The organism is Paraburkholderia kirstenboschensis (genome assembly GCF_904848585.1).
GTDB classification, from domain to species: domain Bacteria; phylum Pseudomonadota; class Gammaproteobacteria; order Burkholderiales; family Burkholderiaceae; genus Paraburkholderia; species Paraburkholderia kirstenboschensis.
This window is the reverse complement of the sequence record NZ_CAJHCR010000007.1, coordinates 218,623-240,442: the sequence shown is the minus strand read 5'-3', so window position 1 is coordinate 240,442 and position 21,820 is coordinate 218,623. Positions and strand designations below refer to the sequence as shown.

At 61.2% G+C, this 21,820-nt stretch carries 23 protein-coding genes and 1 pseudogene; 11 read left to right on the top strand and 13 right to left on the bottom strand.

Annotation, left to right across the window (positions count from 1 at the left end; all coding sequences use genetic code 11):
* Positions 1-3: 3 nt before the first annotated feature.
* Positions 4-477 (top strand): hypothetical protein, encoded by a 474-nt coding sequence (locus JMY24_RS20265; protein ID WP_128585272.1) that lies wholly within the window; start codon positions 4-6, stop codon positions 475-477.
* Between the two features lie 92 nt (positions 478-569).
* Here the strand turns inward: JMY24_RS20265 and JMY24_RS20260 are convergent, their stop codons facing one another.
* Positions 570-761, bottom strand: a complete 192-nt coding sequence (locus JMY24_RS20260) for a hypothetical protein (RefSeq protein ID WP_236597461.1) — start codon at positions 759-761, stop codon at positions 570-572.
* A gap of 330 nt (positions 762-1,091) precedes the next feature.
* Between JMY24_RS20260 and JMY24_RS20255 the strand changes: the two genes are divergently transcribed.
* The 4 genes from JMY24_RS20255 to JMY24_RS20240 all read left to right on the top strand — a co-directional run bounded on the left by JMY24_RS20255 (position 1,092) and on the right by JMY24_RS20240 (position 3,727).
* On the top strand, positions 1,092-1,445 hold the full coding sequence (locus JMY24_RS20255) for a YciI family protein (protein WP_128598121.1): 354 nt from the start codon (positions 1,092-1,094) through the stop codon (positions 1,443-1,445).
* 151 nt (positions 1,446-1,596) lie between these two features.
* The gene (locus JMY24_RS20250; RefSeq protein WP_128585270.1) at positions 1,597-2,010 is read left to right on the top strand and encodes a YciI family protein; all 414 of its coding nucleotides are present in this window, start codon (positions 1,597-1,599) and stop codon (positions 2,008-2,010) included.
* 30 nt (positions 2,011-2,040) lie between these two features.
* Positions 2,041-2,448: a VOC family protein gene (locus JMY24_RS20245; protein WP_128598122.1), complete on the top strand. Its 408-nt coding sequence runs from the start codon at positions 2,041-2,043 to the stop codon at positions 2,446-2,448.
* A 4-nt stretch (positions 2,449-2,452) separates the two neighbouring features.
* A complete protein-coding gene (locus JMY24_RS20240) occupies positions 2,453-3,727 on the top strand; it encodes an RNA polymerase sigma factor (protein ID WP_201702743.1) in 1,275 nt (424 codons plus the stop codon).
* Between the two features lie 119 nt (positions 3,728-3,846).
* On the opposite strand, the gene JMY24_RS20235 is transcribed toward JMY24_RS20240, so the two are convergent.
* The 3 genes from JMY24_RS20235 to JMY24_RS20225 form a co-directional block, all read right to left on the bottom strand.
* Entirely contained in the window at positions 3,847-4,464 is a 618-nt protein-coding gene (locus JMY24_RS20235) for a LysE family translocator (protein WP_201702741.1), read from the bottom strand.
* 12 nt (positions 4,465-4,476) lie between these two features.
* On the bottom strand, positions 4,477-5,055 hold the full coding sequence (locus JMY24_RS20230) for a DUF4337 domain-containing protein (RefSeq protein WP_201702788.1): 579 nt from the start codon (positions 5,053-5,055) through the stop codon (positions 4,477-4,479).
* Between the two features lie 126 nt (positions 5,056-5,181).
* Positions 5,182-6,126, bottom strand: coding sequence for an AEC family transporter (locus JMY24_RS20225; RefSeq protein WP_128598124.1), 945 nt, complete (start codon positions 6,124-6,126; stop codon positions 5,182-5,184).
* Positions 6,127-6,280: 154 nt separating this feature from the next.
* Here JMY24_RS20225 and JMY24_RS20220 point away from each other — a divergent pair, with 154 nt between their 5' ends.
* Both JMY24_RS20220 and JMY24_RS20215 read left to right on the top strand, forming a co-directional pair.
* Positions 6,281-7,147: a LysR family transcriptional regulator gene (locus JMY24_RS20220; RefSeq protein ID WP_128598125.1), complete on the top strand. Its 867-nt coding sequence runs from the start codon at positions 6,281-6,283 to the stop codon at positions 7,145-7,147.
* 99 nt (positions 7,148-7,246) lie between these two features.
* Positions 7,247-7,786 (top strand): GNAT family N-acetyltransferase, encoded by a 540-nt coding sequence (locus JMY24_RS20215; RefSeq protein WP_128598126.1) that lies wholly within the window; start codon positions 7,247-7,249, stop codon positions 7,784-7,786.
* 40 nt (positions 7,787-7,826) lie between these two features.
* On the opposite strand, the gene JMY24_RS20210 is transcribed toward JMY24_RS20215, so the two are convergent.
* Complete coding sequence (locus JMY24_RS20210) at positions 7,827-8,561, bottom strand: GNAT family N-acetyltransferase (protein ID WP_201702740.1); 735 nt, start codon at positions 8,559-8,561, stop codon at positions 7,827-7,829.
* A 117-nt stretch (positions 8,562-8,678) separates the two neighbouring features.
* Between JMY24_RS20210 and pdxR the strand changes: the two genes are divergently transcribed.
* The 3 genes from pdxR to JMY24_RS20195 all read left to right on the top strand — a co-directional run bounded on the left by pdxR (position 8,679) and on the right by JMY24_RS20195 (position 11,458).
* The gene (gene pdxR, locus JMY24_RS20205; protein WP_201702739.1) at positions 8,679-10,190 is read left to right on the top strand and encodes a MocR-like pyridoxine biosynthesis transcription factor PdxR; all 1,512 of its coding nucleotides are present in this window, start codon (positions 8,679-8,681) and stop codon (positions 10,188-10,190) included.
* A gap of 200 nt (positions 10,191-10,390) precedes the next feature.
* Positions 10,391-10,792, top strand: coding sequence for a hypothetical protein (locus JMY24_RS20200; protein WP_128589115.1), 402 nt, complete (start codon positions 10,391-10,393; stop codon positions 10,790-10,792).
* A gap of 66 nt (positions 10,793-10,858) precedes the next feature.
* Positions 10,859-11,458, top strand: a complete 600-nt coding sequence (locus JMY24_RS20195; protein WP_201702738.1) for a flavin reductase family protein — start codon at positions 10,859-10,861, stop codon at positions 11,456-11,458.
* Here JMY24_RS20195 and JMY24_RS20190 read toward each other — a convergent pair.
* The 3 genes from JMY24_RS20190 to JMY24_RS20180 all read right to left on the bottom strand — a co-directional run bounded on the left by JMY24_RS20190 (position 11,365) and on the right by JMY24_RS20180 (position 14,858).
* Positions 11,365-11,892, bottom strand: coding sequence for a GNAT family N-acetyltransferase (locus tag JMY24_RS20190; protein ID WP_128589118.1), 528 nt, complete (start codon positions 11,890-11,892; stop codon positions 11,365-11,367). The genes JMY24_RS20195 and JMY24_RS20190 overlap by 94 nt on opposite strands.
* A 195-nt stretch (positions 11,893-12,087) precedes the next feature.
* Positions 12,088-12,459, bottom strand: a complete 372-nt coding sequence (locus JMY24_RS20185) for a DUF6984 family protein (protein ID WP_128598161.1) — start codon at positions 12,457-12,459, stop codon at positions 12,088-12,090.
* Positions 12,459-14,858: a DUF6531 domain-containing protein gene (locus tag JMY24_RS20180; protein WP_128598162.1), complete on the bottom strand. Its 2,400-nt coding sequence runs from the start codon at positions 14,856-14,858 to the stop codon at positions 12,459-12,461. The genes JMY24_RS20185 and JMY24_RS20180 overlap by 1 nt, the downstream gene beginning before the upstream one ends.
* Positions 14,859-14,996: 138 nt before the next feature.
* On the opposite strand from JMY24_RS20180, the pseudogene JMY24_RS38435 reads away from it, so the two are divergent.
* Positions 14,997-15,369 (top strand): annotated as a pseudogene (locus JMY24_RS38435) (hypothetical protein); the annotation flags it as partial.
* Between the two features lie 68 nt (positions 15,370-15,437).
* Here the strand turns inward: JMY24_RS38435 and JMY24_RS20175 are convergent.
* The 5 genes from JMY24_RS20175 to JMY24_RS20155 form a co-directional block, all read right to left on the bottom strand.
* Complete coding sequence (locus tag JMY24_RS20175; protein WP_128598163.1) at positions 15,438-16,271, bottom strand: AraC family transcriptional regulator; 834 nt, start codon at positions 16,269-16,271, stop codon at positions 15,438-15,440.
* Between the two features lie 131 nt (positions 16,272-16,402).
* Complete coding sequence (locus JMY24_RS20170) at positions 16,403-17,914, bottom strand: DHA2 family efflux MFS transporter permease subunit (RefSeq protein WP_128598164.1); 1,512 nt, start codon at positions 17,912-17,914, stop codon at positions 16,403-16,405.
* A gap of 200 nt (positions 17,915-18,114) precedes the next feature.
* The gene (locus JMY24_RS20165) at positions 18,115-18,786 is read right to left on the bottom strand and encodes a glutathione S-transferase family protein (protein WP_128598193.1); all 672 of its coding nucleotides are present in this window, start codon (positions 18,784-18,786) and stop codon (positions 18,115-18,117) included.
* An 82-nt stretch (positions 18,787-18,868) separates the two neighbouring features.
* Positions 18,869-20,092, bottom strand: a complete 1,224-nt coding sequence (locus JMY24_RS20160; RefSeq protein WP_128598165.1) for a dienelactone hydrolase family protein — start codon at positions 20,090-20,092, stop codon at positions 18,869-18,871.
* A 42-nt stretch (positions 20,093-20,134) separates the two neighbouring features.
* A complete protein-coding gene (locus JMY24_RS20155) occupies positions 20,135-21,775 on the bottom strand; it encodes an AMP-binding protein (protein WP_201702737.1) in 1,641 nt (546 codons plus the stop codon).
* Positions 21,776-21,820: the final 45 nt, after the last annotated feature.

Below are 21,820 nucleotides of genomic sequence, written 5' to 3'. Positions count from 1 at the left end.
CCTATGTCCAGTAAATCGCGAGTCCGCAAACACAATCCGCCGGCCATGTCGCCGCTGTTGCGTGCGCTGACCCAAAGCCGTAGCACGCACGCGCCGGTTACCGCTGCGATGCTTCTGCAGTGCTATGCGGCGCTCGACGCGTTCGAGCACGGCCACGGCTCGCGCGATCTGCACATGTCGTTGAGCCGGCATTTGCTCGTGTCACAGGAGCTTGCGCGCCTCGGCCTCGGCGAAGACGTTATCGACGATATCGAGAGCGGCCACGCCGCCATGGTCCAGTTGGACAGCCGCGAACAGAGAACCGGCGCGTGGACACTCAGTGACGACGAATACGCACGCCTGTGCACGTCGCTCGCGATTCTGGACGAGCAATTGTCCGTGGCATCGTTGAGCGAGATCGCAAACGCTCAGGCGCGAATGATCGAAGGTTTGATGCGGTCCGCGCGGACGAGAGCAATCGCCGAAGCGGTGCTCTGAGCGGCAAAAGCGCAAAGTGCAAAACCGCAAAACCGCAAAGCCGCAGATAAAACAAACGCCCCACACGGGGCGTTTTTTTCGTGCAGTGACGGTTAATCCTTGTACTGCGTCACATCGTAATAGCTGATCCAGTTCTGATTGCCGCCGAGTTCAACCAGACGCGAGCCGCCCGAGGTCAGCGCGGGGAACGGACAATTCGTACACGTGCGAGCGCCTTGCGAATTGGTTCCGGCGCTGACCGTCGTTTGATACTGCCCGAACGTGGTGTTATTCGGCTTGCCCACTGCAAAATCCCCGCGCGGTGTCGTTGGATTGAAAACGATGCGTATGTTTTCTCGCACTTCTATCGCCCGTTTATATGACGGCTAATGGTGCGTGGGGAGAATACTTCAAATCGGCGCAAGCGTGCCGCGCGGCAAAAGTAAATCCGCAAAGCCGGGGAGCTTACGAGTCTCCGTAAGAGCGCGCGGCTCCCCGCCGATTAGTCCGCGGTTCAGTCTTACCGGAACGATCCGCGCTTGTTAGACTGGCTTCCCGCGCTCACCCCAGGCGCGTTTTTCTGCCGCCATACGACTGCCGGGCGCCTGTCCGCAGCGCAATTTATTGGAGACGCCATGTCTTATATGCTGCTGATTGTCGAGCCTCCGGAACAACGCATCGAGCGCGGCGAGGCGAAAGGCCGTGAAGTCTACGATCAGATGGTGCGTTTCGCCGCCGACCTCAAGGAGCGCGGCCAACTGCTCGCGGTCGAATCGCTCACTTCGTCTCGCGACGCCGTGCGGGTGCAGGTGCGCGACGGACAGCCGAAACTGCTCGACGGACCCTTCGCAGAAGCAAAGGAAATGGTCGGCGGCTTTTTCCTTCTCGATTGCGACTCGCGCGAGGAAGCGGTCGCCATTGCGCAAGCCTGTCCGGCGGCCACCTGGTGCACCGTCGAGGTACGCAAGCTCGGCCCGTGCTTTGCATAGGTTGTCTGCGTCTCTTTGCTCGGGGTTTTCCCCAGGCGCCCAGCGTATCTGTCGAATCGCTCGCGCATTGCTCGTCGTGTGAGTAAGAGCAGGCCAATGCGCCACGCTCAACTACACAACCTCAAACCTCACGACGAAAGGAGAGACGGCGATGCGATTCATGATCCTGGTGAAGGCGACTGCCGCGAGCGAAGCCGGCGAAATGCCAGAAGCGTCCCTGATGGCCGCGATGGGCGCGTACCACGAAGAACTCGCCAGGGCAGGCGTGCTGCTGGACGCCACCGGCTTGCAGCCCAGTTCGAAAGGATGGCGCGTTCGTTACAGCGGCGGTCAGCGCTCGGTAATCGACGGTCCGTTTGCCGAAACAAAGGAATTGATCGCCGGCTACACGCTGATCCAGGTGCGTTCGCGTGAAGAAGCGATGGAATGGGCGCGGCGTTTTCCCGCGCCGTTCGGCGAACAGGCTGATGGCGAAATCGAAGTGCGGCAACTCTACGAACTCGACGACTTCGAGCCGAGTGCGGAACTCGAGCGCTTTCGTGAACTGGAAGCGGGCCGCCGCTGACTTCACGCCAACCGATTACTGGACTCCATCATGCACAAGCAGATCTTCGTCAATCTCGCGGTCGATAAACTCGAACGGTCAAAGGCATTCTTCAGCGCACTCGGTTTCAATTTCGATCCGCAATTCACTAACGATCAGGCGGCGTGTTTGATCCTCGGTGAAAATCTTTACGCGATGCTGCTGGTCAAGAACCTGTTCAAGTCCTTCACGCGCAAGTCGCTTTGCGATCCGAAGGAAAGCACCGAAGCGCTCGTAGGCCTGTCATGCGAAAGCCGGGGCGAGGTCGATGCGCTCGTCGCCAAAGCGCTCGCTGCGGGCGGCACCGCGCCGCGCGCGCCGCAGGACTACGGCTTCATGTACGGCCACGGTTTCGAAGACATCGACGGGCATATCTGGGAGCTGATCTACATGGACCCCAACGCGAAGGCGCCGGGCTGAGCCTGTGACGAAACTGGCCACTCACCGTGCCATCGAGGCAGTCTGGCGGATCGAGTCCGCCAAGGTCATCGCCTACGTCGCGCGGATGGTGCGCGACGTCGGGCTCGCCGAAGAGCTGGCGCAAGACGCGCTCGTGTCGGCACTCGAACATTGGCCCGACGCGGGCGTGCCCGACAATCCCGGAGCGTGGCTGATGGCGACCGCAAAGAATCGCGCCCTCGACCGCTTGCGGCAGGAAGCGTTGCACGCGCGCAAGCGCGAGGAGCTGGGTCACGACCTGGACGCGCTCGAGGCGCATGTCGTACCGGATTTCGTCGATGCGCTCGACGCCGCGCGTGTCGACGATATCGGCGACGACCTGCTGCGGCTCGTCTTCACTGCATGCCATCCGGTGTTGTCCACCGACGCGCGTGTCGCGCTTACGCTGCGTTTGCTCGGCGGCTTGACGACGGACGAGATCGCGCGCGCCTTTCTTGTGCCGGAACCGACCGTCGCGCAGCGCATTGTCCGCGCGAAGCGGACGCTGTCGGCGGCGAAGGTGCCGTTCGAAGTGCCGCAGGCGGAAGCGCGTGCGCCGAGACTCGCGTCGGTGTTGCAGGTGATCTACCTGATTTTCAACGAAGGCTATTCGGCAACGGCCGGTGACGACTGGATGCGTCCTGCGCTCTGCGAAGAAGCGCTGCGGCTCGGGCGCGTGCTCAGCGGTCTCGTGCCTGACGAAAGTGAAGTGCACGGCCTTGTCGCGCTGATGGAGATTCAGGCGTCGCGCACGCATGCGCGCACCGATGCACACGGGCGCCCCATTCTGTTGCTCGATCAGGACCGAAGCCGTTGGGACCCGCTTCTGATCCGTCGCGGGCTGGCCGCGCTCAACACCGCGCACGCGCTTGGCGGCGCGAGCGGGCCGTACGCGCTGCAAGCCGCGCTAGCCGCGTGTCATGCCCGCGCGCATCGAGCAGAAGACACCGACTGGGCGCAGATCGTCGCGCTGTACGACGCGCTTGCGCAGGTCGCGCCGTCGCCGGTTGTCGAATTGAATCGCGCGGTCGCGGTGGGTATGGCGTTCGGGCCGGCGGCAGGCCTGGAGATCGTGGATGCGCTCGCGGCAGATGCGGCGCTCGCCAACTATCACTGGCTTCCGAGCGTGCGCGGCGATCTGCTCGCGAAACTCGGTCGCATGGATGAAGCGCGCGCCGACTTCGAACGTGCTGCCGCGATGACGCGCAACGCACGCGAGCGCGAGTTGTTGCTCGAACGCGCGCGTGCGGTGATGCAGTAGGCTGCGCAACTTTGTGCGCATAAACCGGGCATAGCCACGGCACTGCGCGCGGCCGTTCGCCGACGATGGCGTTCTGCGAAGCGCAGTGGGAGGCGTTACCGAACACGCCATAGAACCCGCTAGCGGATCAACTGACGCACGCCCAGCGCGATGATCACGCCGCCGCACACGCGGTCGACCCATGCCTTGCTGCGTCGGTACGCGGACGCGATCCGCGCATGCGACAACGTGAGCGCAACGAAGCCATACCAGCTGCTTGCCACGACGAACACCATGCCCAGCATCGCGACGAAAGTGCCGACGCTCTCATGCGGCGGCGCCGCCGACGAAAACACCGCGGCAAAAAACGCGACTGACTTTGGATTCGCGATATTGGTCGCAAAGCCTTGAGCGAACGCCTGACGGACGCTGCCGCCAGGCGCCTGCGCATTCTGTTGCGGCTTGCCTGCGGAAGCCTTGACGATCAGCCGTCCGCCGAACCACATCAGATAAGCGGCGCCGGCCACTTTAACGGCGAAGGCCAGCCACGGAAACGCCGCGAACACAATGCCGACGCCGAGGATTGCGCAACTCGCCCAGAACAGATTGACGAGCACAATGCCCGCCACCACTGCAAGCGCTTCGGTGCGTGTGGCGGAGGCCGCCTTATGCGCGACCGCAACGAAGTTCGGACCGGGAATCACGACGCCGGCCACATATACGGATAACACGCCGAGAACGGCTGAACTGTCTACCACGCGAAGCTCCGGTCAAGCCGAGAAGAAGGCCACTGCACCGGTCGCGATGCCCGCTGCAGCGACCACGAACGACACATTGCGCAACCATTTTTTGCGCGTAAGCAGCGTGATCGCGCACAGAGCGATGGCAACCTGAATCAGCGTAGTGGCCTGCGCCCAGCGATGATGGCCATGCAGCAGCGTCTCGCTCTTCGCGTCGTTGTCGAGCACTTCTTTTTCGATCGCTTCAGCCTTCGCGCGGATCGGCTCTTTTTGCTGCTTGTACTTGTCGACGTCCGCGAGAAATTTCGCATGCGCGTCGGAATTGGCGATCGACAGCGCCGCGCCCAGCTCCGCGAGATTCTGCTTTTCGCCCTTGGCCTGGTAGTAGTTCCATTGGTTCGACGCTTCGGTCTTTTTGATCGCGGCTTCGTTCTTGTAGTACAGCGCGAGGTTCTCGCTGTTTCCGCTTTGATACGCGCACAACGCGCCAATCGTCGCGAGGACCGCCGTTATCACGGCCATGCGGCTCCCGAAAGAGTCCGCGTCGTGGTGGCCGGTGTGCTGCACCGCATGGTCGTGTGGACCATGCACTTCATACTCTTCAGGCATCAGATTCTCCGAGGCAAACTCTTTTGTCATATCCGGGGCTCGCGTGGACCCGGCGGCCTCAATCTTAGCGTGTGACGCTTCGACGATGGAGAAGTGTGCATCCTGCGAGTGCTTCGCTGCTTCGGTTCAGGTGCGATGGCCCATCCACAGCAGCAGGAGCGACAACGTCACGACAGAGCCTACCGTCGATAACAGAATTGTGCGCGAGGTGATGTGCGCTTCGCGTTCGTAGAACTCGGCTAGCATGAACGGGCCGGTGCCCGTGGGCAGCGCCGCGAGCACGACCGCCATTTCGACCAGCGCGGGCGAGAGCCGGAAGACGCGCGCCGCGAGCCACCATGTCAACGCGGGCTGCACGACCAGCTTGACGAGCGTCAGCAGCAACGCAATGCCGCGCGTACCTGATTCGGACGGACGCTTTTCGGCGAGGAACAAGCCGAGGCTGACCAGCGCGCAAGGACTGGCCGCGCCGCTCAGCATCTTCAGGAACGTCTCCGCGCTTGGCGGCATCGCCACGTGCAGACCGGCAAACAGCGCGCCGGCAATCGGCGACACGATCAGCGGGTTGCGCGCCAGCGAGCGCAGCACTTTCAAGCCGAGCCTGTGCGGTGTGCGTTCAGTCTGCAAGCCGACTTCGATCAACACGATGGCGCCTGCAAACAGCACGCATGCGACGAGTATCGTCGCGATGGTGGTGGGTGTCAGGCTCGCCTGGCCGAACGCAATCATGCCGAGCGGAAAGCCGATGTAGCCGGTGTTCGGATACGACGCGGCGATCGCGTCGACGCTCGCATCGGCGAGATGCCGACCGCTCAGCAGCCGCATGACGAGAATCACAGCAAAGACGCCGGCGCATGCAATCGAAAACGTGACGACAAACGCCGGCTGATACAACTGCTCCCACGTGGCGCGCGCCATGGTGTCGAACAGCAGCGCGGGCAGCGCGAGCCCGACCACGAAGCGATTGAGCTCCGATGCCGAGTTTGGCCCGAGCACGCCGCGCCGCCGACAGGCAAAGCCCGCGAATATGAGGCCGAAAACGGGGAGCAGGATCTCGAGAGTGGCTAACATCGGTGGGAAGCGCGCGAGCGATACGGCTTGGAACAAGGCGACCCGTCAGCGTAGTGATTTGCGTTGATACAATCAAATACCGTTTTTTGCTTCCGACGATACCTTTTATGCATCGCCACTCAAGTTAGGTGAGTCAGGTGAGTCAGGTGGAAATGTGATCGACATCAAGCCGTTGCGCTACTTCGTGACGCTTGCCGAGACGCGCCATTTCGGGCGGGCGGCGGCGCGCCTGAACTTGTCGCAGCCCCCGTTGAGCCGTCAACTCGCGGCGCTGGAAGCGAGCCTGGGCGTGATGCTGATCGAACGCAGCCCGCGCAGCGTCACGCTGACCGCCGCCGGCGAGCGCTTTTACGCGGATGCAAAGGCGATTCTCGCGTCGGTCGAACAGGCGGTGAGCAATGCGCAGGCAGCGGCGTCGGGCGACGCGGGCAAGCTCGCCATTGGCTTCACGATGTGCGCCGCCTATAACGTTGTGCCCGGCTATGCGCGGGCGTTCGGCGCGGCGTACCCCGAGGTCGCGCTGAATCTGCGGGAAGTGGTGTCGAACGATCTGGCCGCGCAGGTGGTGGCGGGGCACATCGACGCGGCCATCATGTTTCCTCACGTGCCCGACAAGGGACTCGCCACGCGCACGGTTTTGCGCGAGCCGCTTTGCGTCGCGTTATCGCGAGGTCACCCGCGGGCTCGCGCGCGGCGGCTCCAAATCGCGCAACTCGCCGGCGAGCCGTTCGTGCTGGCATCCGCGGAAGTGGCGCCCACTTTACGCGCGACGATTCTCGACCATTGCCGCTCGGGCGGCTTCGAACCGGACATTCGCTTCGAAGTACAGTTGCAACAGACGGTGCTGAGCCTCGTCGATGAAGGGGTGGGCGTCGCACTCGTGCCTGCTTCCATGCGCAAGGCGCAGCTTGCCGGCGTGGTGTTCAAACCGCTGGTGGACGCGCCTTTGGTCGAACAGGTGCTGGCCTGGTCGCCGGCGAACCGGAATCCGTGTCTGGCGCGGTTTCTGGAGTTGGCCTGAGTGCGGCGTGGGCAAGCGCAATAATTTTTTTCGGCGAGGAATCTGCGATCATCGAACGCACTCGCCTTCGAGCTAACTCGCCGCTTCGCTGCTCTTTCAATGCCGACACAGCCGCCCATTCTCACCACCGCCCGCTTGATCCTACGCGCTCATACGCGTGACGACTTCCCCGACAGCCACGCGATGTGGTCCGATCCCGAGGTGACCCGATATATCGGCGGCAAGCCTTCTACGCGCGAGGAAGCGTGGGCGCGTTTGCTGCGCTACGCCGGCCATTGGGCGATGCTCGGTTACGGGTATTGGGTCGTGTGCGAGAAGGAAAGCGGGCGTTTCGTCGGCGAAGTGGGTTTTGCCGATTATCAGCGCGATATCGAACCTTCGCTGGCGGGCACGCCGGAAATCGGCTGGGCTTTGAGCCCCGCACTGCATGGCCACGGTTATGCGACGGAAGCCGTGCGTGCCGCGTTGAATTGGGCAGACGAAACATGGCCAGACGCGGAGACGGCTTGCATCGTTGCGCCGGAGAATGAAGCTTCGCTGCGAGTCGCGCACAGGGTCGGCTATCGCGAGTACCTTCGCACGACATACAAGGGGCAGCCGACCGTCATGCTTCGGCGCGTACCTCGTGCGACGACATAAGCCGGCGCGAAGCCGGCTTATTCAACCCATCGAGCGTGTGTCACTGAGCGTCGTTAGACGCTTTTTGTCGCGCTATCAGATCCGCTAGCCGCTCGATCTGCCGGCCTTCGGCGTCGAAGTTCGCGTTATCGAGCCAACGCGTATAGCTTGGACGCAGCGCCGGCCATTCTCTGTCGATAACCGAAAACCATGCGGTGTCCCGATTGCGCTGACGATAAACAATCGCCTGGCGGAAGATGCCCTCGAACGTGAAGCCATAGCGCAACGCCGCAGCACGCGACGGCTCGTTCAGCGAATCGCATTTCCATTCGAAGCGCCGGTAGCCGAGCTCGTCAAACACGTATTGCATCAGCAGGAACATGGCTTCGGTCGCCACGCGCGTTCGCTTCAGACGCGGCGAGTAGGTGACATGCCCCACTTCGATCACGCCATTAGCGGGATCGATGCGCATCAGCGCCAGCGTACCGACCGCTTTCCCGCTTGCCACGTCGATCACCGCGTAGTGCAGCGGATCAGCCGATGCGGCGATGCGCGTCAGATGCTCACGATAGGCGTCGACCGTTTCAAACGGGCCGGTTGCGAGATAGGTCCAGTCACGGGCATCGGCTGCCGAGCGGTACGCGTCGAACAGGTCCGCCGCGTGAGCTTCGACGTTGACCGGTTCGATCCGGCAGGAGCGGCCGGCTAGCGGCGCCCGCGCGGGCGGCTTTGCGCCGTTCCAGTCGGGCAGCGGGGCTCCGATCGGCTGTTCGAACGCGTTACGTCGGGGTTCCATGTCTGCACTCCAGGCTTCTGGGGTTATCGTTGGTCACAGAGAACATCATGAACGATACGGCAATCGTGGTATGTTAAAAAGATCCATCACAACCGCATCTGATAGGTCCAGCCGTCCATGATCGAGATTATTGGCCCGCTTGCTCATACAGCCGCGAACCGCGGCGTCGGCGCTGGCGTCGGTATCGGCGACGCGCAGAAGCCCGCGCCGCTGCAGAAGCAATTGATCGAGCGTTTGCAGCAGGCGATTCTCGGCGGGCGCTTGCCGGCCGGCTCGCTGCTGCCGTCGTCGCGACTGCTTTCAGCGGAAATGGGTGTGTCGCGCAACACCGTGGTCATCGCCTATGAGCACCTGGCGGCAGTCGGTTATGTGGTGGCCGACAAGAAAGGCACGCGTGTGAGTCCGCTGTCGAGCCGAGCGGCGCGTGGCGAGCCGCCCGTACGATCTGCCCCGCCGAAAGTGGCCTACGCAGCCCGCGTCGGCCAGTTCACGGCGACGCGCACGCATGTGGATGCTGCGTTGCCGCTCACGCCTGGCACGCCGGCGCTGGACCGCTTCCCGTTGGCCGCATGGCGGCGCGCGCTGGAACGTTCGATGGAGCGCGCGCTGCCGCTCGCGCTCGGCTACGGCACGCCGGCAGGTGAGCCGGCGTTGCGCGACGCCATTGCCGCGCATTTGCGGATGGCGCGCGGCGTGCGCTGCGAAGGCTCGCAGGTCGTGATCACCGAAGGCGCGCAGGAGGCGCTGAACCTATGCGTGCGCCTCTTTACGAATCCCGGCGACGTCGCGTGGATCGAGGACCCCGGTTATCGCGGCGCGAAGGCGGCTTTCAACCAGGGCGATCTGACAACGGTGCCCATGCCCGTCGACGTTGAAGGCATGTCCGTGCCGTCCGGCGCATGGCGCGCGCATCCGCCGAAACTGATCTACACGTCGCCCGCGCACCAGTATCCGACGGGCGCGGTGTTGTCGGTGGCGCGGCGGCTGGAATTGATCGCCGAGGCGCGCCGCTGCGGCGCGTGGCTGATCGAGGACGATTACGACGGCGAATTCCGCTACGCCGGCGAACCGATTGCGAGCATGCAAGGGCTCGTCGACGACGCGCCGGTTCTGTACGTCGGCTCGTTCAGCAAGACGATGTTCCCGGCGCTGCGCATCGGCTTTGTCGTGTTGCCGCAGGCGATTGCCGCGCACGTCGAGGTGGCCTTATACGAAATGCTGCGTGGCGGGCATCGGCTGGAGCAGCTTGCGCTCGCGCATTTCATGGAGAGCGGCGAGTTCGGGCGGCATCTTGGCCGCATGCGACGGCTGTATCGTGAGCGGCAGCAGGCGCTGCGCGAAGCGCTTAGCGAACACTTCGCGTCGTCGGAGATACTGGGCGGCGATTGCGGTATGCATTTGACACTTCGCATGCCGCCGGGCATCGACGATCAAGCGCTTATCCAACACGCGTTTGCGAAAGGGCTAAGTCCGCGCGCGCTTTCCGGATTTGCGCTCGAGCCGCACGCCGGAACGAACGGCCTTGTAATCGGCTATGGAAATACCTCCGCGGAGGAACTGGCGCCGGCCGTGCGGACCCTGTCCGAGCTCGCTGCCGGCATGGAAAAACCGCGTCGGCGCCGGGCGTGAGTTTTAGCGTTTGTCCGCGCGGCCCATGTCGCGCTATCGTGTCGTTTATGCGCGGCGGTTGCGAACAGGCAATGTCGACGGATCGCCCGCATCATGTTCCGCGCGCCGTCTGGCGCGCGTCGCCGGATGGCCGTGCAGTCCGGGCATGAAGCATCCCTTTGGTGTGGTTTTCTATGACGATTTATCCGATTGGAGATGACATGAAGGAAATCGAACCGACCCCGTGGTTTGAACTGGCCGCTGACTTGCCCGCGCGCGACGGCTGGTACGAGGTGCAATTGGCGAGCGGGGACACGGCATTTGCCAGATTCGGCAAGGGCGAGTGGACCGAGAAGCCAGACGACGAGTTCACGCACTGGCGCGGGCTTTCCGCCGATCCATCGCAGGCGGGTAAAGGCGACGCTGAAGGTGAGGCGACAGCAGCCGCCGACGGGGCCGAAGCCGCCGCTGAGGCCGGCGCCAAAGGCGCAGACGAACCCATCGACGCCGAGGCCACCGCGGCGAACGGCGTACGAGCTGCATGGAACGCGTTCTTCCCCGGACTTGGCGAAGAGCAGCACAAACCGGTGGACGCCGTTCCCAACGGAAAAGCGCCGCATTGATGCATGCGAGGGCGGCGGCTTACGGGTTGCCGCCCCGACACATCCGACCTTCGGACAAAACAAAGTATGACAGTTACGCGGGAACCGGTGGCATTGCCACGCGCCACGCAGTTACTCAATCATGGACCGGTCACCATTGTCACGAGCGCGCATGAGGGCCGCTCGAACGTCATGGCGGCTTCATGGGCAATGCCGCTCGACTTCGATCCGCCCAAGGTAGTGGTCGTGGTGGACAGCCGCACGTTGACGCGGCAATTGATCGAAGCAAGCGGTGTGTTCGGACTGCAATTGCCGAGCCGCAAATTCGCCGCGCAGACGCTCGCCGTAGGCACCAACGCGGGGCTGGAACTCGACAAGTTTTCGGCCTTCGAACTCGAAACCTTCGCCGCGGAAAAAATCGCCGTGCCGATGCTGGCCGGCTGCATCACGTGGATGGAATGCAAGGTGATTCCCGACGATAGTCAGCGGCACGATCTGATTATCGGCGAGGTGGTGGCGGCCTATGCGGACAGCCGCGTGTACTCGAACAACCGCTGGCATTTCGGCGACGATCCCGATCTTCGCACCTGCCATTACGTCGCCGGCGGGACGTTTTTCGCTACGGGCGACGCGTTCGAAGTTTCGCCTGCGGCAAATGCCCTGAGTGCGTCGCCTGCGAGCCGGTAACGAACCCATTCGCTTTGCGCGCTCGCGCCGATCGATTCATAGAAGCCGATGGCGGGCGCATTCCAGTCGAGCACGCTCCATTCAAAGCGGCCACAGCCGGTCTCGCATGCAATGCGTGCGAGGTGGCGCAGCATCTGTTTGCCGGCGCCGCTGCCACGCGATTTCGGCGATACGTACAGGTCTTCCAGATACAGGCCTTTCTTGCCGAGCCACGTCGAGTAGGAAAAGAAATAGACGCAGAAGCCGATGGGCTCGCCGTTCATTTCGCAGATGAGCGCCGTGGCTGTCGATGCGGGGGAGAAGAGGCTTGCTTCGACGTCTTGCACTGTGGCGACGACTTCGTGCTCGGCCTTTTCGTACACCGCGAGTTCGGTGATGAAGTTGAGGATGAGCGGGGCGTCGGCTGAGACGGCGGGGCGGATGTGGATGGTCAAGGTGAGTGCGCGGATGCGGCTGTTGGGGTCAGAGAGTTGAAGTTTAGCCGGGATGCGTAGGCCACGGGTTGAGCGCGTCCTCCTATTCCCAGTTTTACCAATTACCCCCTACATCTGACAAACAGCGCGGCGAAGCAATTTCGCTCAGAGGGCTCCGACGAAGGTGCAATGTGCACCTTCGTCGGAGGCTCGCGGTTACCCGTTAACCGGTGAAGGTTTTTCGACTATTTGCAATGTGGTCCAGTTTGGGCCCTGCAATTCGCCGTCCGCCCAACGAATGAACTCAAGTTCCACGAGCCGGTTTGCCGGGTCCGCAAACAGCAAGACGCAGACAGGTTCGCCGTCCGCATCAGCCAGCCTTCCCTCAAATGGGAAAGTGTGCTGGCCGATATAAGGGGGCCGTTCGTAGCCGTCGATGTGAAACAGGATCAGAGACTCGTCCTCAAGCTGCGGCTCCGCGTGAGCGTTCGCCAGGTCGGAAAGAAGTTCCATGCTTTCCGTTGGTGAGAGCCGAGCGGCAATAAGCTTGATGAAGGTCTTTTCGTTTTCGGTCAGTTCACGAAGCATCAATGCACCACGAAGATTGTTCCAACGCTGATCTGACCGTCCGCTCGCATGTAAGCTCTGAATTCTACAGGTAGACCATCGACTGTAATCTGTTTGATTGTGTTTGTGTCGGGGACCATATCTGATCTCATTGCACTAATCTCATCGGCTACCTGTGCCTCCGCATGGTCAAGGTTCAGACCGTCCCTGACCGCGCGATTTATATAATGCTGCCTTTTGAATACTATGGCGCCCGCTTCGGAGGCACCGGCTGGTTTGCATTGTTTCGCCTCAGTCGCCCGCGGGATACCTTGCTTGTTTACCCACATTGGGTCGCGAGCGAGTTGAAAGATCTCCCAAGCGAAACGCGCCCCAGCATACATGATGCATTCAGGGCATACAGGCTGCAGCCCAACCTCCTGCTCGTAACCCAAACGTTTGATAATGCCGAGAACGGTTGGCGTCGTTGAAGCAGGCGCGATGCCAGATTCCACGCGTTCCAGCCACGAATCAATCTCCTCATCACTGATCGCCAAGTCGGGGCCGAGGTTGGTCGACACAGTGCCTGTGCGTGCGATCAGCGCGCCGTCTGCTGAATAGCTATAGCTGATCTTCAGCGCACGTTTGACGTTACCATTGCTTGGACTCGCGTCCTCATAGTAATTGAAGCCGATCAATCGTCCGCGAGCATCGTAATAAGGATTCGCAACAAAGCCTGGGCTACTGAACTGAATGATCCGGTGTGCTGAATCTCTAAGAGTGATCGCCAGTAAGTTGCCCGTAATCCTATCGTTGATCGAGCGGAGGTTTCCGGTCGCATCTTGCGTTATTCCCCATTCTCCTGTCCGCTCACCGTTGTCATACCGTTGAGCGAAGATCAACCGGTTTGACGTGTCGTATGCCATGCCGTATGTCCGTGTGGACCCTTCGGCCAAGCTTGCGGAGAATCCGGCCTCCCCTGTCGCATCAGTGGTCCGCCTTTCGCTGAGGCCGGCAATATTCCCGTTCGCGTCGTATACAAACGTACGTAGCCACCCCGGCGTTGCGACCATATACGGGCGCAGACTGACCGAGTCGGCGTAGCTCACTGAAGTAATGGATATCCCGCCAGCGCTTGTTGTTGACACGGACTGGATGGGACGATCGTTGTCATCGTACTTGTACTGAATGTTCTTGCCGTACGGCGTGGCCTCGTTGGCCAGTTTTCCACCGGCGTCCCAGCCCATGCCGTATCCGGCGTCGCTCCCTGTCGCGCGTACCATTCCGCCGAATGTGGCGAAGTTCAACATCGTCGCGCGCTGACTGGTAGTTATCGTCGACGCATTCGGGCCATACGAGAAAGCCACGTTCTGCTGCGCATTCGTGTGCGTTACAGAAGTCGCACGCCCCGTCGGGTCGTAAGTCCAAGTTGCTACACGTGTGCCTGTTTCGTCTAACACACCAGTTAGAGCGCTCGTGAAGCGAGGGTCTTCATAAGCATAGCGGTGGATCGTTTCATCCGGCCAACTCACAGATACAAGGTTGTTGTAGCCATCGTAGCTATATCGTGTAACGTTGCCGTTTGGATCCGTGATTTGAGCAATGCGCCACTTCGAATCGTAGGTCAAGCGAATGGCAAGGTCATAGTACGGATTCGACCCTGGTGCATGGTCTGTAATCGCAATCAATAAGCCGCTGGCCGGCGCAATAGATGCGGAGGTATTGGCATCGCTATACGTAAGTGTTGTCGTCCTGCCATCGTGTTCCGTTACAGACAGCAAGACTCCTTGCGACGAATAAACCTCGCGGGAACCGTTAGTTAAGTCCTGAAGCGTCCACGATGTGGAGCCTTGGGTCAGTGATAGCGGCGTTCCGTCTGCAGAACGCCATCCGCTGGAGACTTTGTTGAAAGTCAGCGGGTTTGCATCGCCGCGGTAGGCAGTGACCTTGGGGGTAGTACCGTTAGCACCTGCGAGATTCAACTGACGCTGCCAGTTATGAACCCAAAGTGAGCCGAAGCCGGAATCCGTTCGCATAACCGGACGAGCTCGGTAGGTCCTGCTGAAGACAAAGGGTCTGTCGTCACCGCTGTGAAAGTCGACTTCCTTGATGGTTGTCGAACCTGAACTCGGGTAGACCGGATCGGCTACTGGACAGCTATTGTCTGCACTTGTGTCGTCGGGCGGCGTGCCGCACCACCTAGTGATCCGGGACGGCTCGTTAACGCAATAGTGATTTGAGAGATTGATGGGGGTATTGCCCCACGCGTTGGCAAAACATGTCGAAGCCCCTTGTATCGCGCCGGATCGGACATAAAGAGGAGCGCAGACTCCATCGCCTCCATCTGCGCTTGCTCCAGTAGCGACCATGAGCATTATGAATGCAGCCAGCAAACGAGCTTTTATGCCGACGAGTCCAAGGATATCCCAGCAGTTTTTCATCGTTTTCCTTATATTGTCGGTGGTGCGAAGCACCAGCACGCTATAAGGAATTTGAAGGCATGAAAATCCGACAAGTCCTAAAAAGGCATTGGATCGGGCTGAAAGTCGTTCGGCCTACGAAAAGTGTACGAAAAAGGCAGACGTCTGACTCAATTCGACACACTGATCAGACTCGCGTCCACGATATGTAGGAATCTTGCAATAAAGCGCGACGAGCGTCAGCGTCGGCAGAAGATGCTCGAATTGTTGGTGGACACAGCAGAGCAATGTCAGCAGGAACTTGAATGCGACCGCGAGTTGTTCCAGGTCATCGCATTGGATGCAAAGGGCGTCCCGCAGAGCCGCATGACCGCGCGCCATGCGGCGAACCTGCTGGCGGAGGCATCGCAGAAGGGCGGCGCGCCCGAGGCCGCGGCAGACGGAAAACGCCGCAAACCATCGTCCGTGAAAAACGCCGCGACGTTGATGGTAGAGCTCGCCTCAGTCAACCGCCGCGCCGCAAAGACGCTGAGCTACAAAGGCAAAGGCGGGCAGGAACACAAAGCCCGCCTGACACGTCCATTTAAGGACCAACGCAGTTCACCCCTTCAAAGGCAACCATATCTCAAACCCGCCCATGCCACTAACCGGATCGAACTTCTCGTCATAGCGCTCGAAGTTGGGCGCATCGGCGGGAAGGTGTCCCGACGCCGGCAGCCACTTGTTCCAGATCGTGTTCCAGGTGCGCCGCACCGTCGACACATGCTCGCGATGACTGAACACCGCATACCTGTGCGCCGCAATGCGCAAGCGACTGAACTCGTCGGGCAACGCAGAGAAGTCGCTGACTTCGACGCCGCACAGGTAGTCCATATTGCCGGCGTCATCGGCGTTGTAGCAGACGCCATACGCCACGTCGCCCACCTGGCCCGGCACTTTGCCGAAGTTCTGGTTAAAGCGCTGCCACTGCGATGGAATCGCGGCCGAGCTCTCGCATGTATAGCGCTCGCTCAAACCAGCGACGAGAAACGGCTTGCCGTCCTCAAAGCGCGGTGGCTCGAGATTCGTGAGAAGAGTTTCATCCATTTTGATCGGCTCCACGATGACGAGATTGTCAGAATCGCCACGCGAGCGCAGCGCTTCGGGCGTGAGCCCGAATTGCTCGCGAAAGGCGCGCGTGAATGCTTCGTGAGAGCCGTAACCGGCGTCGATCGCAACCGTCAGTATGTCCGGCGCACCGTTAGCGAGCCGTCGCGCAGCTTCGCCGAAGCGACGCGCTCGCACGTAGCGCATGACCGGCACGCCGGTCGCCGCTTCAAAAGCACGCGCGAGGTGAAAGCGCGACACGCATGCACAGTTGGCGATGTCGTCGAGCGTGAGTTCGTCGGCAAAGTGGCTTTCGATAAACCACAGCGCTTTTCCAACCGGGTTCATAGCGACTCTCATGTGAGCATGAAGCCAGCATAGCCAGCCGCGCACAGCCGCGTTTGATCGTGCTTGCTGTTTTTCAATCGATGCAAGCAACACAACTGACTCATGCGCTCAGCCAGCGCCCCGCGCGACGCTCAGACGTTTTCCGCAGCGGCCGCATTACCCGTAGAGCGAGGACGCTCAGCCGAGGATAAACCGTGCCCATCGTCCGCATCGGCATGAGTAGCGGCATCTGCACCGCCCGGCCGTCCAGCACGCAGCAGCAAGCCGCCGATCACGCCCGCAGCCGCCGCGAAAATCGCGCCGAAGGCAAACGCCACGTGATAGCCGCTGTTGAGCGCGGCGAGCGCGCTTTGCTTCGCCAGCAAGTCACCGCTGCGCGCGGCCGCGAGACTTGCGAGTACCGCGAGACCCAGCGCACCGCCCATCATGAACGACGTATTGACGATGCCCGACGCAAGCCCCGAGTCGGCGGGATCGACGTCGCTCATTGCGGCGAGCAGCATCGGATTGAAGGCGATGCCCGCCCCGAAGCCGAGCAGCATCATGCCCGGCAGCACATCGAGCACGAAGCTGCCACCCACAGGCGCGCGCGCGAACAGCGCGAGGCCGCACGCGGCAACAAGCAGCCCCACCGTGAGCGGAATACGCAGGCCGAAGCGCATCACTACACGCGCCGACAGACCCAGCGAGAAGAACGCCATGATGAGGTTGGCTGGCAAAAACGCGAGCCCGACTTGAAGCGGTCGGTAGCCCAGCACGCGCTGCAAGTACAGTGCGGAAATAAAGAACCATGCGAACATCGCGGCGGCCCACAGTACGCCGACGACATTCGCCGTGGCCACGTTACGCAGACGGAACAGGCCGAGCGGCATCAACGGATGCTGAACGCGTGATTCGATGATCAGAAACGCCGCAAGCAACGCAAGCGCGACGAGCAACAAGCCGAGCGTTTGACCCGAAGTCCAGCCCGCTTCGTTGCCGTTGACCACGGCATACACGGCGAGCATCAGCGAAACGGTGACCGTCACCGCGCCGGCCACGTCGAGCCGTTCGCCGTGCGCATGACCCCGTGCGGAAGGCAGCAGCGCGACGCACAGCGCGTACACGGCAATGCCAATCGGCAGATTGACGAGAAAGATCCAATGCCAGCTGAGCAAGTTGGTCAGCAGACCGCCGAGCAGCACGCCGATGCTGCCACCGCCCGCGCAGACGAAGCCATAGACGCCCATCGCTTTCGCCCGTTCTCCGGGCTCGGTGAACAGATTCATGATGAGCGACAGCGACACGGCGGACACGATAGCGCCGCCCAAACCCTGAACGGCGCGCGCGCACACGAGCAAAATCTGCGAGTTCGCGAGGCCGCACGCGAGCGATGCCACGGTGAACAGCGTAATGCCGCCGAGAAACAGCCTGCGATGACCGTACAGATCGCCGAGCCGTCCGCCCAACAGCAGACAACCGCCGAAGGTCAGCATGTACGCGTTGACGACCCACACGAGCGACGTTTCCGTGAAGCCGAGATCCCCAGCGATAGACGGCAAAGCGACGTTCACGATTGTCGTATCGAGCACGATCATGAGCACACCGAGGCACAGCACGATCAGCGCGAGCCAGCGTTTGTTGTCGTGAATGGAATGGGTCATGCGGAAGCTCCTGTGCCGCGGTCGATGGGGATTGCCGGCGGCTTCGGGCATGATGGGCTGTATCGACGCGATGCCGAACGGGCCCGTCGCCCGGCACGATGTTGATGAGCGTTTCGGCAATGCGTCGAGAGCAACGGGTTTTTCAGTCTAGCACCCGCAAGTTTTGCGTCACAACTACGAATTCCTGGGCGGAATTCGAATCAATCGCCACCCAAAATTCCATACTCCCCGCCCCGCTCCAACGCCCGTTGATACGCGGCCCGCGCATGGATCCGCTGCAAGAACGCGGTGACCGCCGGCAACGCCATTCCTCCCTGCGCCGTAGCTGCCTCGAGCGGGAAACTCATCTGCACATCGGCGGCCGTGAACTCATCGCCTGCGAACCACTGGCTCTTTGCCAGTTCCTTCTCGATGTATCCAAAATGCAGCTTCAACTGCGGATCGACAAAACTCGTTTGCAGCGTAGCCGCAATCTTGCGCGCAATCGGCTTTGCAAAGAAAGGCATCGGCGCACTCGCGATGTGCCGCGCGATCAGCTTGAGCAGCAACGGCGGCATTGCCGAGCCTTCCGCATAATGCAGCCAGTACGTGTAACGCAAACGCTCAGGCGTGCCTTGCGCGGGCGCAAAACGCCCCTGCCCATACTTCTCCACCAGATACTCGATAATCGCGCCCGACTCTGCAATGGTCAGCCCATCATCGGTAACGACGGGCGATTTGCCGAGCGGATGCACCGCGCGTAACTCGGGCGGCGCGAGCATGGTTTTCGGATCGCGCTCGTAACGCTTCACCTCGTACGGCACGCCGAGTTCTTCGAGCAGCCACAAGACGCGTTGCGAGCGGGAGTTGTTCAAATGATGGACGGTCAGCATGGGTCGATAGATTGTGGCCAATGGAGCGTCACATCATAGGCATATTGCGCAGAGGCGGGCCTCTAGCCGCGGGACAACGTGGTCACACTCGCGACTTGCTTCCCATCAATTCGTTCGACGGCAACGTTTCGTCCAGCAATTTGCGCGCGCTTTCAATGCCGGCAACCGGCAGTCCCTTGGGATCGAGCAAGCCCACCTGAACGAGCACGCTAGCCTGATCCCAATAGATGTGCTCGTTATAAAGCTTGTCGCCGCGGAAGCACACGACCGCGAGCATCGGCACCTCGAAATATTTTCCCGTCGGCGCGACGCCTGGCAACAGCCAGTCGATTTCGCAGCTATGCGTGCAGCTGAAAATGAATTCGTCGACGATACGATCTGCGCCGATGGTCCGCGAAATCGGAATCAGCTTTGTATCAGGCGGATTCGAATTGACGAAGTGATGTGTATAGAACCGCTTGAGGTTGTCATGCCCGACACCGCCGGTCATGGTCGGCACGTGATTGACGTAAGGCTGCGCGACCATTGTCGGCATGACCGCTTCCACGTCGCGCGTGGCGAACTCGTGATAGCAATGCGCCTCCCACAGTGCGTTCAGATCGTAGACCGGTCCCAGCACTTTGCGCAGCAGCGCAAGCGTTCGCGAATACGCCATCATCGCGGCGGGCTTGTCGTATTGCGGACGCGCGGGCGCCGCAAATGCATGATCGCAACCGGGATACACATACTGCTCGATTTGCGGGCGTGTGCGCAATGCAGCGCTGATTCGTTCACGCGTTTCGGGCGGACAGAGCGCGTCGTTTTCGGGGAAATGGAACACCATAGGACAGCGCACGGCCGGCACTTCGTCCAGATATGCATCGAGGCCCACGCCGTAGTAGCTCACTGCACAATCGACATCGGTGCGCGCCGCGCTCAGGAATGCGAGCTTGCCGCCCAGGCAGTACCCGACCGCTCCGACCTTGCCGGCCTGCTCGGGCATGGCGCGCAATGCGGCAATGGTGGCCGCGATGTCGTCGACGGCGAGATCGGTGTCGAACCGGCTCAGGTAGTCGAGCGCCTGCTTCATGTCGGCTTCGCCGTAACCCAGTTCGATGCCCGGCGTTATCCGCCAGAACAGATCGGGCACCAGCACCACGTAGCCTTCCTCGGCGAAGCGCTGGGCCGTCGCCTTCATCGTGTCGTTGATGCCGAAAATTTCCTGCAGCAGAACGAGCCCCGGGCCCGAGCCTTGCGCCGGACGCGCAACGTAGGCGTTGAAACGGCCGCCGTCCTGGGCGACGACTTCAATGAAAGAGCCTGCCATGGATGTGTCTCCTGAGGTTTGCGAACTATAGCGAGGAAGAGGCTACGCCATCGTACGCAATTCGAAGCGCTTGAGTTTGCCTGTTTCAGTGCGCGGCAGTGAATCGACAAAAGCGACGACGCGCGGATACTTATACGGCGCCACCGCATTCTTCACGAAGTCCTGCAGTTGCGCGACGAGATTGTCATCGCGCGTATAGCCGGAGTTCAGCACTACGAACGCCTTCACGATTTGCCCGCGCGTTTCATCCGGCACGCCTATTACGCCGCATTCCGCCACCGCTTCATGTTGCAGCAAAACGCTTTCGACCTCGGGACCCGAAATGTTGTAGCCGGCTGAGACGATCATGTCGTCGGCGCGCGCCTGGTAGAAAACATAGCCGTCTGCGTCGAGATATACCGAATCGCCCGGCAAATTCCAGCCGTCGCGCACGAATTTCAATTGCCGTTCGTCTGCGAGATAACGGCAACCTGTCGGCCCGCGCACCGCGAGCTTGCCGATCGTGCCGGGCGCTACGGGTTGCATTGCATCGTCCACGGCTTGCACGACGTAGCCCGGCACCGCGCGGCCAATTGCATGCGGACGTATCTCGTCACCCTGCGCCGAAATAAAAATGTGGATCAACTCGGTGCCGCCAATACCGTCGATCATGTCGATGCCAGTGGCGTCGCGCCACAAACGCCGCGTCGAATCGGGCAATGCTTCGCCAGCCGACACGGTTTTTTGCAAGCTCGACACGTCGTAACGCGCGACGAGCGGTGCCATCTGCCGATAGAAGGTCGGCGCCGTGAACATGATGCTTGCGTGAAAGCGCTCGACCGTCTGCAATAACGTCTCGGGCGTGAGCTTCTCGATCAATACCGTCGACGCACCCACGCGCAACGGAAAGCACAGCAAGCCGCCGAGCCCGAATGTGAAAGCGAGCGGCGGCGTGCCGCAGAATATGTCGCTCGCCGAAGGCTTCAGCACATGACGCGGAAACAGATCGCACATGGCGAGGACGTCGCGATGAAAATGCATGCAGCCTTTTGGCGCGCCCGTCGTGCCGCTCGTGAATGCGATCAGACACACGTCGTCGGCTGCGGTATCGCATGCGGCGAAGTCGGCGGGCTTGTTGACCGCGAGCGTATCGAGTGAATCCACTGCGTCGTCATGAAACAGCAGCGTTTGCTTCAGGTCAGCACAATAAAATTCGTCCTGCGGATCGCTGCAACGCGCGAGTTCTTCGGTCAGGCGCGCATCGCAGAGCGCGGCGCTCACTTGCGCCTTTACGATGATCTGCTTCAATTCCTTCGCGCGCAGCAGCGGCATGGTCGGCACGGCAACCAGGCCCACCTTCAGCGCAGCAAGTGCAGCAACCGCCATTTGCAATGTATTAGGCCCCCGTAACAGAATGCGATTGCCCGGTTGCAAACCCATCTCATCGACGAGAACGTGCGCGCTGCGATTGACCATCGCAAGCAATTCGTTGTAGCTCGTAGCACGCGGCTCGCCGTCGACCAGTGACCAGACAGCGGTACGCTCGCCATGTCCTGCTTCGATCGTCCTGTCCAGAAGTTCCGTCGCGCAGTTGAAACGCGCCGGATAAGCGACATCTGAATTGTCCAGCAGAAAAACAGGCCATTGATCCTGCGGCGGAAGATTGTCGCGCGCGAAAGTATCGACGTGTGCTGACGGTTCCATCGTGGTCTCCCCGGTTTCAAGCCGGCTCTATGCGCTTCAGTTGAC

Coding starts and splice junctions, on each gene's coding strand:
- JMY24_RS20265 (WP_128585272.1), top strand. CDS start 4: ATGTCCAGTAAATCGCGAGTCCGCAAACACAATCCGCCGGCCATGTCG.
- JMY24_RS20255 (WP_128598121.1), top strand. CDS start 1,092: ATGTCTTATATGCTGCTGATTGTCGAGCCTCCGGAACAACGCATCGAG.
- JMY24_RS20250 (WP_128585270.1), top strand. CDS start 1,597: ATGCGATTCATGATCCTGGTGAAGGCGACTGCCGCGAGCGAAGCCGGC.
- JMY24_RS20245 (WP_128598122.1), top strand. CDS start 2,041: ATGCACAAGCAGATCTTCGTCAATCTCGCGGTCGATAAACTCGAACGG.
- JMY24_RS20230 (WP_201702788.1), bottom strand. CDS start 5,055: ATGCCTGAAGAGTATGAAGTGCATGGTCCACACGACCATGCGGTGCAG.
- JMY24_RS20225 (WP_128598124.1), bottom strand. CDS start 6,126: ATGTTAGCCACTCTCGAGATCCTGCTCCCCGTTTTCGGCCTCATATTC.
- JMY24_RS20215 (WP_128598126.1), top strand. CDS start 7,247: ATGCCGACACAGCCGCCCATTCTCACCACCGCCCGCTTGATCCTACGC.
- JMY24_RS20210 (WP_201702740.1), bottom strand. CDS start 8,561: ATGGAACCCCGACGTAACGCGTTCGAACAGCCGATCGGAGCCCCGCTG.
- pdxR (WP_201702739.1), top strand. CDS start 8,679: ATGATCGAGATTATTGGCCCGCTTGCTCATACAGCCGCGAACCGCGGC.
- JMY24_RS20200 (WP_128589115.1), top strand. CDS start 10,391: ATGAAGGAAATCGAACCGACCCCGTGGTTTGAACTGGCCGCTGACTTG.
- JMY24_RS20195 (WP_201702738.1), top strand. CDS start 10,859: ATGACAGTTACGCGGGAACCGGTGGCATTGCCACGCGCCACGCAGTTA.
- JMY24_RS20185 (WP_128598161.1), bottom strand. CDS start 12,459: ATGCTTCGTGAACTGACCGAAAACGAAAAGACCTTCATCAAGCTTATT.
- JMY24_RS20180 (WP_128598162.1), bottom strand. CDS start 14,858: ATGAAAAACTGCTGGGATATCCTTGGACTCGTCGGCATAAAAGCTCGT.
- JMY24_RS20175 (WP_128598163.1), bottom strand. CDS start 16,271: ATGAACCCGGTTGGAAAAGCGCTGTGGTTTATCGAAAGCCACTTTGCC.
- JMY24_RS20170 (WP_128598164.1), bottom strand. CDS start 17,914: ATGACCCATTCCATTCACGACAACAAACGCTGGCTCGCGCTGATCGTG.
- JMY24_RS20165 (WP_128598193.1), bottom strand. CDS start 18,786: ATGCTGACCGTCCATCATTTGAACAACTCCCGCTCGCAACGCGTCTTG.
- JMY24_RS20160 (WP_128598165.1), bottom strand. CDS start 20,092: ATGGCAGGCTCTTTCATTGAAGTCGTCGCCCAGGACGGCGGCCGTTTC.
- JMY24_RS20155 (WP_201702737.1), bottom strand. CDS start 21,775: ATGGAACCGTCAGCACACGTCGATACTTTCGCGCGCGACAATCTTCCG.